A 12,078-nucleotide genomic window follows, 5' to 3' on the forward strand; every position below is an offset into this window, starting at 1 on the left:
CTGCCCGTGCCCGCCGCCGGGCCCGGCGAGACGCTGGTCGAGGTCGGCGCGGCGCCCGTCACGCCGCTCGACCTGCTCTGCGCGAGCGGCACGTCCTACTTCGGCCGGCCGCGCACGCCGTACGTGCCGGGGGTGCAGGGGGCCGGAACCGCGGACGGGCGGCCGGTGTGGTTCGCGACCTCGGCCGGGATGGCGCCGGGCGACGGCAGCATGGCGCAGGTGGCGGCCGTGCCCGCCCGCGACCTCGTCGAGCTGCCCGCCGGGGCCGATCCGGTCGCGGTCGCCGCGCTCGGGCTCTCGGCCGTCGCCGCGCACCTGGCGCTGACCTGGCGCGGCGAGCTCGCCCCCGGCGAACAGGTGGTGGTGCTCGGCGCGGGCGGCGTGGTCGGGCAGGCCGCCGTACGGATCGCGCGGATCGCCGGCGCCCGCAGGGTCGTGGCGGGCGCCCGCTCCCCCGCCGCCGCGGCACGCGCCCGGCAGGCGGGCGCGGACGCCGTGGTGGCGCTCGACACCGGTGACGTCGCCACGCTGGCGGCCCGCTTCGCCGAGGCGTGCGACGGGCCCGCCGACCTCGTGCTCGACCCGCTCTTCGGCGCGCCCGCGGCCGCCGCGGCGCGCGCCCTGCGGCCCGGGGGCCGATGGGTCAACCTCGGCTCCTCGGCGGACGAGACCTGCCCGATCGACTCCTCCACGCTGCGCGGCAGGTCACTGCGGCTGCTGGGATACACCAACAACGAGCTGACCCCGGAGCAGCGGGCCGCCTCGATCGTGTTCGTGGCCGAGCAGTCCGTGGCCGGGCGGCTGTCCGTCGCCCACGAGCGCGTGCCGCTGGAGGATGCCGCGGTCGCCTGGGAGCGCCAGACCGCCGGCACCGCCTCGGGCAGGATAGTCCTCATCCCCGGCGGGGCTCGCTGAGGACTGATCGCGTACGTGACGGACGGGAGGCCGAGATGGCCGGGACGACGGTGACCGAGACGACCCTGACCGAGACGACCGTGGCCGAGGTGATGACCGAGCTCGCCGGACTCGAGGACCCCAGGGCCCGCGAGGTGAACGAGAGACACGGCGACGATCACGGTGTCAACCTCGGCAAGCTGCGCGCGCTCGCGAAGCGGCTGAAGACGCAGCACGAACTCGCCCGCAGGCTCTGGGAGACGGACGACACGGCGGCGCGGCTGCTGGCGCTCCTGATCTGCCGACCGAAGGCGTTCGAGCGTGACGAGTTGGACGCCATGCTGCGAGAGGCGCGCTCGCCCAAGGTGCACGACTGGCTCGTGAACTACGTGGTGAAGAAGAACCCGCACGCCGAAGAGCTGCGCCTGGCCTGGTCCGCCGATCCGGATCCGGTGGTCGCGAGCGCGGGCTGGGCACTGACCACCGAACGCGTGGCGAAGAAGCCCGAGGGCCTCGACCTCGCAGGACTGCTCGACGTCGTCGAGGCGGAGATGAAGAACGCGCCGGATCGCCTGCAATGGGCGATGAACCACTGCCTGGCCCAGATCGGGATCGAGCACCCCGAGCACCGCGCCCGTGCGATCGACATCGGTGAGCGCCTGGAGGTGCTCAAGGACTACCCGACGCCCCCGGGCTGCACGTCGCCGTTCGCGCCCGTCTGGATCACCGAGATGGTGCGCCGGCAGCACGGCGAGTAGAAAGGTCGCCGCGCACGCGGCTCCTCAGTAGTCAGGAGGCGGTGACCTGCGGGACCGACTCGTAGAGCGCCCAGTCGGCGCTGATCGCCCCGGCCGTCGTGAGCAGCAGGGGCAGGTGCTCCCCGGTGAGCCTGTCCAGCGAGGTCTCGGCGGCGTGGCTGTTCACGTTGACCGCCGCGATGACCTTCCCCGAGCCGTCGCGCAGCGGCGCGGCCACCGACCGGATCCCGAGGGCGAGCTGCTCGTCGGTCAGCGCCCAGCCCTTCGCCCGCACCTCGCGCAGCATCGCGTCGCGCTCCTCCCGGCCGGGCCGCCACCGCGGCTCGATGCCCGACCGGCTCGGCTCGGTCAGCACCCGCTCCAGCTCGTCCGGCGGCAGCGCGGCGAGCAGCACCTTGCCCAGGGACGTCTGCAGCGCCGGGAACCGCGTCCCGATCTGCACCGAGAGGGCGACGATCTTCGGTACGGCCACCCGGGCGACGTACACGATGTCGGACCCGTCGAGCTGGGCTATCGACGACGATTCGCGCGTCTGGGCGACCAGCCGTTCCAGATGCGGCCGGGCGACCTCCCACAGCCCGGTCGAGCGGACGTAGGAGACGCCGAGTTCGAGCACCCGCGGGGTGAGGGCGAAGCCGCCCTGCTCCGGCCGGGCGTATCCCAGCTCCTGCAGCGTGAGCAGGATGCGCCGCGCGGTCGGCCGGGCCAGGCCGGTCGCGGCCGCCACCTCGGTCAGGGACATGACCGGGCGGCCCGGCTGGAACGCCCTGATGACATCGAGGCCGCGCGCCAGCGCCTCGATGAAGTCAGGTCCGGTGTCGCCTCGTGCCATGAACGCCTCTTCCGCTCGAACTCGCCGAGTCAACTTTAGACCCTGTCCACCCGTCTCCGTCCGCCTGACGGCGCAGGGAACAGTTCGGGATGCCCAGGCTCACTCCGCCGTGACGTGACGGCAGCCAGCGGAAGCCTCTGACATGACCGCTGAGCGGACCTATGTCCGCTCTGCTGGCGGACGCCATGACAGCCTGGCGAAAAGTGTGTCCGGCGAACATGTCCGGGCGCTTACCGGCGTTCTACCGTGCCCGGAAAGGCTCGGTGAGCCCGGTCTTCCGAGGAGTCGCCATGGTCACCCCCCTCCCCGCCCGGCCGCCGCGAGCGGTCGCCGCCGTCGCCGTCCTCCTTCTCGTCCTGGCCGGCCTGCTCGGCTCGGGCGCCCCACCCGCGCGGGCCGCGTCACTGGCCCAGGTCGCGTCGTTCGGCTCCAATCCCGGCAACCTCGCGATGTACGCCTACCGTCCCGACGGCCTGCCCGGCGGCCGGCCGCTCGTGGTGCTCCTGCACGGCTGCACCCAGAACGCGAGCGGCTACTTCGCCGACTCGGGCTGGCGCGAGTACGCCGACCGGTGGGGCTTCGCCCTTGTGCTGCCGCAGACGAGCAGCGCCAACAACGCGTCCAGCTGCTTCAACTGGTTCCAGACCGGCGACACCACCAGGGGGCAGGGCGAGGCCGCGTCCATCCGCGCCATGGTGGCGTACGCGGTCGCCGCCTATGGGACCGACCCCGCGCGGGTCTACGTGTCCGGGCTGTCGGCGGGCGGGGCGATGTCCGCCGTCATGCTGGCGACCTACCCGGACGTCTTCGCCGCCGGGTCGATCGCGGCCGGTCTCGCGTACCGCTGCGCGAGCAGCCTGATCGAGGCGTCCGGCTGCCAGTACGGCCCGGCGAGCAGGACCCCGCAGCAGTGGGGTGACCTGGTCCGGAACGCCTATCCCGGCTACGCGGGGCCGTATCCCCGGGTGGCCGTCTGGCAGGGCCAGTCGGACTACACGGTCGTCCCCGCCAACGGGAGGCAGCTGCGCGACCAGTGGGCGAACGTGCGGGGCGTCTCCCCCGCCCCCACCGCCACACGGTCGCTCACCGGCGGCACCACGCTCACCGTCTACGGCGACGACGACGTCCGCCTCTACGAGATCGGCGGCATGGGTCACGGCCTCCCCGTCGATCCCGGCGGCGCCCCCGACCAGTGCGGCGCCACCGCGGCGTACTTCCTCGACACGATCTGCTCGGCCTACCACGACGCCCGGTTCTTCGGCCTGGACGGCGGCGCCCAGCCCAGCCCCAGCCCCAGCCCCACCCCCTCGCCCGGCGGCACGCCGGCCGGGACGTGCGTACGGGCGAGCAACTACGCCCACACCACGGCGGGACGGGCGTACCAGTCCGGCGGCCACACCTACGCCAAGGGGTCGAACGACGCGATGGGCCTGTGGAACACGTTCACCGTCCACGCGCTCCGGCAGACCGGCCCGGATCACTGGGTGCTCGCCGACGGCCAGTGCTGACCCGCCGCCTTCCGAGGGACCTCGTGGCCCCCCGACCGGCAGGAGGCCCGGGAGGCATGACCGGCATCCGGCCGGGCACGTCTCCCGGGGCGGACGGCGGGGGCGTCGCGTCCGGGCACGGCGGAGGTTTCGCGGGCGGACAGGCCCCGCGGCTTCCGGCGTGCCACCGCGTGCCGGGTCGCCACCGCGGGCCGGACCGCCACCGCGGGCCGGGCCGTCGCCCCGTTCCGGCCCAGTCACCGTGTCCGGACGAATACGGAGGTGGTTGCGATGAGCGGACGCGTGCTGCCCTCGGCCCTGCTGGCGGCCGCTCTGCTGAGCGGCACGGGCGGGTACGGCACCGCGGCCTTCGCCGGCACGCCGGCCCCGCCCGCCGCCTTGCCCGCCGCCCCGGTCGCCGCCCCGGTCGCCGCCCCGGTCGCCGCCCCGGTCGCCGCACTGGCCGCCACGACGCCGGCGGCCGGCCACAACGAGCAGGACGTCATGTTCGCCCGGATGATGATCCCGCACCATCGTCAGGCGGTGGAGATGTCGAAGCTGGCCGGCAGCCGGGCGGCCGACGCCCGGGTCAGGCGGCTCGCCGAGCGGATCGAGGCCGCCCAGGCTGCCGAGATCCGCACGATGAGCGGCTGGCTCACCGCCTGGGCGAGCGGGCGCCCGACGAGAGCGCCGCGCCGGCCCACCACGCCATGCCCGGCATGATGTCCCCCGAGGACATGCGACGCCTCGAAGGATTGTCCGGGCGGGCCTTCGACCGGGCCTTCCTCACCATGATGATCCGGCACCACGAGGGCGCCGTCAGCATGGCCCGGGACGAACTGCGCGGCGGAGCGTACGAGCCGGCCCGGCGGATGGCGGCGTCCGTCGTCTCCGGCCAGTCGGACGAGATCACGGAGATGAAGCACCTCCTCCAGCAGTGACCGGCCCGCTTGTCCGGGACGCGGCCGGCGGAGGTCAGCGGGTGCGGCGCCTGCGGTGCCGTCCGACGGAGGGCGCCGCCGCGGCCCTGAACCGGAGCCCGGTCACGGCGGTGGAGACCACCGCGAAGAGCAGACCGGCCGGCAGGACGGCGTCGCCCGGCGACCACACGACGTCGGGAGACTGCCCCTGTTGCGCCGCCATGTTCCTGGTGGTGGGCCCGGCCGGACCCTGGACGCTCGCGTTCACCGCGGCCACGGGCTGGACCGTCACCGTCGCCTTCGGCGTCGGCTTGACCTTGCGCGGCAGGCCGTACCCGACGATTTTGTTCTTGTCGCGCACCTTGCGCTTCAGCCAGACGCCGTCGACGTTGCCCTCGATCGTGTGGACCTTCCCGCCCACGACCTTCTCGACCACGCCGACGTGGTCGATGTCGCGGACGTTCTTGGTTCCCGACCAGTCGAAGAAGACCACCGCGCCCGGCTCGGGCTTGTCGCTCCAGGCGTGCTGCTTCTTGAACCACTTGGCGTGCCGTGTGGTCAGCGCGAACTCGCCGACATGGTCCTGCACCCCGGCCCGGTTCGCCGCCCAGGAGACGAACATGTCGCACCAGGGGGCGGTCTTGAAGTCGGGGTCCTTGGCCACGTTGTCGGCGTACCATTCGCCGAACTTCGTATGTTTTCCCGCTCGTTCGCGGTAGCCCAGTTCCGGGCGGACGGCGTCGAGCAGTTGCCGAGCTATGGGATCGCTGGAAATCGGAGGCTCCTCATGGCGCGCTTTAAGACATGACGAACCGGCCCTCCGGGGCGTGATGGCACGACGGCACGACGGCACGACGGCACGGCCGTACGAGGGCACGGCCCCCCGGCGGGGCGGAATCAGAAACGGGAGATGTGGCAGCCCGTCACGGGCGCGCCATCACCCCGGAAGCCTGGAGACGTTCCAGGGCGGGCAAGCGGTCCGTCGATGCGACGCGGACCGGATCGGCAGGTGGAGCCGACACTCCACGCGCTCTCCTCTCCTTGGCCGCCTACCGGGTTAGCTGACGGGTTCGGGCCAGGAGTAGCCCTACCGGATGGTCCGGATTCACCCCAAGAGACATGGGTCCCCGGTTCCCGGGATGGATGACGTCCGGGATTCGGCGGTCGCCGGTCGTCCTCGGGTTGAGGACCGCACACCGGCGCGACACGGGAAGCATAGTAGATAACAAGTAAGACACGGTCCAAAAACCGGCAAATGACCAGATTCGGGCCGCCGCTGCGCGACACTTCCGCTGGTCCTCACGGTCGCGGCCCGTCCTCGGTGAGATACGCCACACAGCCGTACGGCGCCGGCGGCGGACCCGGAGGCCCGCCGCCGTGCGAGCCGCCGGCCGGACGATCACCGGCCGGCGACCGGTCCCGGACGGGTCACTCCTCGAGCGACATGTACAGGCGGGTGCCCGACGGCCGGTAGCCGACGCGTTCGTAGACGCGCCGCGACCCCTCGCCGCCGTACTCGAGCCACACCGACCGCGCGCCACGGGTGAACATCTCGGCGGTCAGCGCGGCGGTGACCGCGGCGGCGACACCCCGGCCGCGGAAGGCCGGGCGCGTGCCGACACCGGCGAGTTCCGACGTGCCGACGGCGGGGGCGGAGCAGGTGGCCGCGCCGGCGCACCCGCCGTCCCGCGCCCGGACGAACCGCACCGCCCCGCCGCTCTCCTGCAGGCGGCGCAGCCGGGCCGCGCCTTCCGGTGAGGCGGCGAACTCGGCGCCGAACGCCTCGGACAGAGCGGCGTCGATCAACAGGTAGTCCTGGTCCGCGACCGGCGTCTCCACCAGGGGACCGCCGTCCCTACGCGGCGTCAGCGTGTCCGGGGTGCAGACGAGATAGTCGTGCACCGCCTCCACGCCGAAGCCCGCCTGGGCGAGCGCCGGCTCCACGCCGGGCGCGGCGTCCGGCGCGAACTCGAGCCGGGGCTTGAGCCCGCGCTCGCGGAACGCCCCGACCAGCGCCGCGACGTCCCGCGCGGACGGCCGGGCTCCGGGCAGGGGGGTGGCGTAGTTGACGTGCGGGCTGCGGGTTCCGGGATCGATCCCGACGACGAAGCCGCCGGTCTCGACGACCTCGGGGCGGCGGCGAAGGTTGGCCACGGCAAAGCTCTGGACATCGATGTCCACGGTGATTGAACCTCACGTTGATGACGAAGGGGAGCGCGCTCCCGCCACGTCTAGCGGACGTTGAGCGCGCGGGGGCCGTCCCCATCGGGGACGCGGACGGTGCGCGGAGCACCGCGGCGTGGGGCCGCCGTGAAACGGTGACGGCACTGCCTGCGCCGGTGCCGCCGGGTGGCGGACCGCTCAGTGCCGAGGGCGGCCGCTGCGGGTCGCCGAAGCCATGGCCTCAGTCCTTCGTCTGTACGCGTGCTGTGAAGCGGTCGCACTCTCCCACGCGTCCGCGCGCGGCCGCAACCGGTTATCCCCCGCCCCCTTCCATGCGGCCGGCCAGGACGCGTACGCGGGCCCGACGACGTCAGGGACGGGTACGCGGCCTGGCCGCGTTCGCGGCTACCACTGGCCGCCCGGTGCGCCGACCCCCCGTCGCCGGCCGCCGCTTTCGTGCTGCCGGTAGTTGGCCGCGAACGCCAGCGCGCCGAGGCCGAACAGGAAGATGATCGCCCCGGTGACCACGTTGTCCCAGATGGTCGCGGTGGTGGCCGGCTGTCCGCGGATCACCCACGGCGCGATGATCGTCCAGACGCCCAGCACCGGCAGCACCCAGCTCACGCCGTACGTGCGGCCGAACGCCGACGCGCAGCTCAGCGCGAGCGCCGCGACCGTCAGCCCGACGATCAGGTTGTTGATCGCCAGGCCGCCGAATCCGGCGAAGCCCACGACCCACGGCGAGATGGCGAGGTAGAGCCCGGCGAGGAGCGTCACTCCGTCCATGATTTGCGCGGGAACGGTCGAGCCCGCGCGATCGTACGTCTGGCGCAGCTCCGTCGCGTCCGGGCGTCGTGCCAGACCTGGTTGCACCATGATGCGTCACCTCTTTCCCCCGGCAGGGCCGCGGTCGCGGGTTTCCCCGGACCTGCCCGGCCCTCACTTGCATCATGCAACGCGGCAGGTGGCGCGGGGTAGGTCGCGAGACGCGCGGGAAACAGATGGACGACATCTGTCAGGCAGATGGACCCGGCGCCGCCAGAGCCTGGGCCGCGTTGACGACGGAGACGTGGCTGTAAGCCTGGGGGAAGTTGCCGACCTGTCGCCCGCGGCCGGCGTCGTACTCCTCCGATAACAGGCCGACGTCGTTGCGCAGCGACAGCAGGCGCTCGAACAGGCGCCGCGCCCGTTCGCGGCGGCCGAGCAGGGCGAGCGCGTGGGCGAGCCAGAAGGAGCAGGCGACGAAGACGCCTTCGCCGCCCGGCAGTCCGTCCACGTGGTCGGCCTCGGGCCGGTAACGCAGGACGAGGCCGTCCTCCGTCAGCTCCCGGCACACGGCGTCGACCGTGCCCGCGACGCGGGGATCGTCCACCGGCAGGAAGCCGAGCCGAGGGATGAGCAGCAGGGCCGCGTCGAGGCCCTTCGACCCGTAGAACTGGGTGAAGGTGTTCCGGTCGGCGTCGTAGCCGTGCGCGCACACGTCCCGGTGGATCTCCTCGCGCAGGGCGCGCCAGCGGCCGGCCGGGCCGTCGAGGCCCTGCTTCTCGACGGAGCGGACCATCCGGTCCGCCGCCACCCAGGCGAAGACCTTGGAGTGGACGAAGTCGCGGCGCGGGCCGCGCACCTCCCAGAGCCCGTTGTCGGGCTCACGCCACGCTCCCTCCAGATAGTCCATGAGCGCGCGCTGCAGCTCCCAGGCCTCCTCGTCCGGCCGCAGGCCCGCCTCCTTGGCCTGGTAGAGGCAGTCGATCACCTCGCCGTACACGTCGAGCTGGAACTGGCCGGAGGCGCCGTTGCCGATCCGCACCGGCCGCGACCCCTCGTATCCCGGCAGCCAGTCGAGAGTCCACTCGGGGATGTGCCTGCTGCCGTCGACCGTGTACATGATCTGCAGGTCGGCCGGGTCCCCCGCGACCGCCCGCAGCAGCCAGTCACGCCAGGCCGTCGCCTCGTCGGCGTACCCCGCGTCCATCAGCGCCCGGAGGGTGAACGACGCGTCGCGCAGCCAGCTGTAGCGGTAGTCCCAGTTGCGCGAGCCCCCGATCCACTCCGGCAGCGACGTCGTCGGCGCCGCGACGACGCCGCCGGTGGGGGCGTACGTGAGGGCCTTGAGCGCGAGGAGGCTGCTGCCCACGGCCTCGCCGTACTCCCCCTGATAGCGGCAGCCGCCGAGCCACTGCCGCCAGAGCCGGTCGGTGGCGGCCAGTTCCCCGGCCGCCTCCAGCCGCCGCGGCCGGTCCCGCCACGACTGCTGCCAGGTGAGCACGAACGGCACCCGGTCTCCCTCCGTGACGGAGAAGGACCCGGTCGTCCCGCGGAGGCGGGAGTCCTGGGCGAGCTCTACGGGCGACTGGAGCCAGGCGGCGTTGGGACCGGCGATCACCGCCACCTCTCCCCCACGGTGCCGCACCCAGGGGATCACGGCGCCGTATTCGAAGCGCAGCAGCAGTTCCGTGCGCATTTCCACCCGGCCCCGCACACCCTCCACCACCCGCACGAGGTCGGGCGCCTCGCCGCGCGGCGGCATGAAGTCGACGACCCGGACGCACCCGCCGGGCGTGTCCCAGGTCGTCTCCAGGACCAGCGCGCCGTCGCGGTAGCGGCGCCCGGTGCACGTCCCGCCCCCGGCGGGGGCCAGCAGCCAGCGTCCCGCCGGGCTGCCGCCCAGGAGCGCCGCGAAGCAGGATCCCGAGTCGAAGCGCGGCAGGCACAGCCAGTCGACCGAGCCGTCGCGTCCGACCAGGGCGGCCGTGTGCATGTCGCCGATGAGCGCGTAGTCCTCGATGCGCATCGTCCTGCCTCGTGATCCCGTGACGACGTACCCGGCCCTGATGGGCCGAATCCGGCAGGGGCGTCAGCCGCGGCCGAGGACGTACCGCTCGACGAACTCGTTGGCGAACACGCCCCGGGGATCGAAGTGCCGCGCCAGCGCGGCGAAGTCGTCCAGGCGCTCGTAGCGGGACCGTACGACGCCGGGCGGAAGGGTGAAGAGCTTGCCCCAGTGGGGCCGCGCGCCGAACGGCGCGAGACGCTCCTCGATCGCGGTGAGCACGGGCGTCACGGCACCGGGGTCCTTGATCCAGGTGAAGTGGAAGGCCACCGTGTCGCGGCCCTGGCTCGGGCTCAGCCACAGGTCGTCCGCGGCGATCGTGCGGATCTCGGAGATCTGCAGCACCGGGGCGATGCGGTCGCGGATCTCGGCGAGGGCGCGGAACGCCTCGGCCGCGTGCCGCCGGGGCACCATGTACTCCGCCTGGAGCTCCTCCCCGCTGCTGGGGGTGAAGTCGGGCCGGAAGTGCGGCAGCCGCTCGAACCAGGGGCCGGGGACGCCCATCTGGGCCGTGCAGTGCACCGCGGACATGCCCGGCACGGGGTGCCTCGGGCCGTCGGCCGGCGTCGCCCCGAAGAAGCCGCCGCCCGGCTCGGCGCCGTGGAGGCCGCCGACGGCCGTGGCCCCCTCCAGGCCGCCCGCGGCCGCGTCCCCCGCGAGCCCGCTCACCGCCGCGGCCTCGGCGAGATCCGCGCCGGCCGCGCCGGCCCGCTCCTTCACCCAGACCTGGTTGATCCGGGAGGTACGCCAGTCGGTGAACAGGCTGACGCTGTACGCGGCGGACATGACGGCGTCGAACTGCTCGTCCAGCACCTCGGCCGGCAGGCCCTCGTACACGCGCTGGCGGACGTCGAACGACGGCACGACGTCCAGTGTCATGGCGACGACGGCGCCGAGGGCGCCCAGTGCGACGACGGCCCCGGGGAAGCGGTCGCCGTCGGTGTCGCGGTCCAGCGTGACGAGGCCGCCGTCCGCGGTCACCATCTCGATCGCGCGTACGGACGTGGCGAGACCGCCGTTGGCGTCACCCGAGCCGTGGGTGCCGGTCGCGCAGGAGCCCGCGACCGAGATGTGCGGCAGGGACGCGAGGTTGGGCAGGGCGTAGCCCTTGTCGTGCAGGCGGCGGCCCAGCTCGCCGTACCGGACGCTCGCGGCGACCCGGACCGTCGAGGCCGCGCTGTCGATCTCGATCTCCGGGGGCAGCGCGTCCAGCGAGACCAGCAGGCCCGGGGAGTCGGCGATGCGGTTGAAGGAGTGGCCGCTGCCCAGCACGCGGATCTTCTCGCCGCGCGCCACCAGGCCGCGCACCTCCTCCACGGAGGAGGGCCGTTCGACCGCCTCGGCCCGGAAGGTGATGTTGCCCGCCCAGTTTGTCACTGTATGAGTCACAAAAGAGTTCTACCGGACCATGGGGCGCGTGGTCGCCTCCTCCCCACGACGTCACGAGACGGGGGCGTACGGGTCAGGCGCCGTGACCGGGCAGGGCGGCGAGATACCAGTCGACGAGCCTGAGCCGCTCGTCGGCCATCCTGGCCTCCACCTCGGCCTGGGTCTTCGGCGCGCCCAGCAGCACGTCGTCGCCCGGCCGCCAGTTCGCCGGGCAGGAGACGCCGTCGCGGTCGGACGTCCGCAGCGCGTCCACGAGCCTGAGGATCTCTGGGACCATCCGCCCCGCGTTCATCGGGTAGTAGAGGATCGCGCGGACCACCGATTCCGGGTCGATCACGAACACCGCGCGGACCGCCGCCGTCGCCGACGCGTTCGGGTGGAGCATGCCGTACGCGCGGGACACCCGCGTGTCGAGGTCGGCGATGATCGGGAAGGGGATCTTCACGCCGAGTTTGTCCTCGATCGCCCGGATCCAGGCCAGATGGCTGTGCACGGAGTCGACCGAGTTGCCGAGCAGGGCGACGTCGCGGGCGGCGAACTCCTGCGCGAGCTCGGCGAACGCGACGAACTCGGTGGTGCACACCGGGGTGAAGTCGGCCGGGTGGCTGAACAACACGAGCCACCGCCCGGCGTAGTCGGCGAGCCGGACCGGCCCGTGCGTGCTCTCGGCCTCGAAGTCCGGCGCCCTGTCGCCGATGAGCGGCAGCCGCGTGGCGGGCTCCGCCCCGGGGGTCACGGAAGGGGTCACGGCTGGAGTGACGGCAGAGGTCACGGCAGAGGTCATGGTCGTTTCCTTTCCGCACGC

10 protein-coding genes, 1 pseudogene and 1 riboswitch are annotated in these 12,078 nt (G+C 73.2%); of the genes and pseudogenes, 4 read left to right on the forward strand and 7 right to left on the reverse strand.

What is annotated here, in order from left to right:
* Window positions 1–915, forward strand: a 915-nt coding sequence (locus AB0J39_RS18160; protein ID WP_363465854.1) for a zinc-binding dehydrogenase, incomplete at its 5' end; no start/stop codon positions are given.
* Between the two features lie 92 nt (window positions 916–1,007).
* Complete coding sequence (locus AB0J39_RS18165; RefSeq protein ID WP_363465925.1) at window positions 1,008–1,652, forward strand: DNA alkylation repair protein; 645 nt, start codon at window positions 1,008–1,010, stop codon at window positions 1,650–1,652.
* Between the two features lie 31 nt (window positions 1,653–1,683).
* On the opposite strand, the gene AB0J39_RS18170 is transcribed toward AB0J39_RS18165, so the two are convergent.
* Window positions 1,684–2,484 carry an IclR family transcriptional regulator C-terminal domain-containing protein gene (locus tag AB0J39_RS18170; protein ID WP_363465856.1) on the reverse strand — a complete coding sequence of 267 codons (801 nt, stop codon included), beginning with the start codon at window positions 2,482–2,484 and terminating at the stop codon, window positions 1,684–1,686.
* Window positions 2,485–2,774: 290 nt separating this feature from the next.
* Here AB0J39_RS18170 and AB0J39_RS18175 point away from each other — a divergent pair, with 290 nt between their 5' ends.
* Window positions 2,775–3,992, forward strand: a complete 1,218-nt coding sequence (locus AB0J39_RS18175) for a PHB depolymerase family esterase (RefSeq protein ID WP_363465859.1) — start codon at window positions 2,775–2,777, stop codon at window positions 3,990–3,992.
* Between the two features lie 528 nt (window positions 3,993–4,520).
* Window positions 4,521–4,912, forward strand: a pseudogene (locus AB0J39_RS18180) (DUF305 domain-containing protein).
* A gap of 34 nt (window positions 4,913–4,946) precedes the next feature.
* Here AB0J39_RS18180 and AB0J39_RS18185 read toward each other — a convergent pair.
* The 6 genes from AB0J39_RS18185 to AB0J39_RS18210 all read right to left on the reverse strand — a co-directional run bounded on the left by AB0J39_RS18185 (window position 4,947) and on the right by AB0J39_RS18210 (window position 12,057).
* The gene (locus AB0J39_RS18185) at window positions 4,947–5,555 is read right to left on the reverse strand and encodes a CHAP domain-containing protein (RefSeq protein ID WP_363465862.1); all 609 of its coding nucleotides are present in this window, start codon (window positions 5,553–5,555) and stop codon (window positions 4,947–4,949) included.
* A 366-nt stretch (window positions 5,556–5,921) separates the two neighbouring features.
* Window positions 5,922–6,064, reverse strand: a riboswitch (cyclic di-AMP (ydaO/yuaA leader).
* A 255-nt stretch (window positions 6,065–6,319) separates the two neighbouring features.
* Entirely contained in the window at window positions 6,320–7,072 is a 753-nt protein-coding gene (locus AB0J39_RS18190) for a GNAT family N-acetyltransferase (protein WP_363465865.1), read from the reverse strand.
* A 387-nt stretch (window positions 7,073–7,459) separates the two neighbouring features.
* On the reverse strand, window positions 7,460–7,930 hold the full coding sequence (locus AB0J39_RS18195) for an SPW repeat protein (RefSeq protein WP_363465868.1): 471 nt from the start codon (window positions 7,928–7,930) through the stop codon (window positions 7,460–7,462).
* Between the two features lie 139 nt (window positions 7,931–8,069).
* Window positions 8,070–9,845, reverse strand: a complete 1,776-nt coding sequence (locus AB0J39_RS18200; RefSeq protein WP_363465871.1) for a glycoside hydrolase family 15 protein — start codon at window positions 9,843–9,845, stop codon at window positions 8,070–8,072.
* A 63-nt stretch (window positions 9,846–9,908) separates the two neighbouring features.
* Window positions 9,909–11,273: a D-arabinono-1,4-lactone oxidase gene (locus AB0J39_RS18205; protein WP_363465874.1), complete on the reverse strand. Its 1,365-nt coding sequence runs from the start codon at window positions 11,271–11,273 to the stop codon at window positions 9,909–9,911.
* Between the two features lie 73 nt (window positions 11,274–11,346).
* Window positions 11,347–12,057 carry a peroxiredoxin gene (locus AB0J39_RS18210; protein ID WP_363465877.1) on the reverse strand — a complete coding sequence of 237 codons (711 nt, stop codon included), beginning with the start codon at window positions 12,055–12,057 and terminating at the stop codon, window positions 11,347–11,349.
* Between the last annotated feature and the right edge of the window lie 21 nt (window positions 12,058–12,078).

This window comes from Microbispora sp. NPDC049633, assembly GCF_040675265.1.
In the GTDB taxonomy this organism is placed as follows: Bacteria; Actinomycetota; Actinomycetes; order Streptosporangiales; family Streptosporangiaceae; genus Microbispora; species Microbispora maris.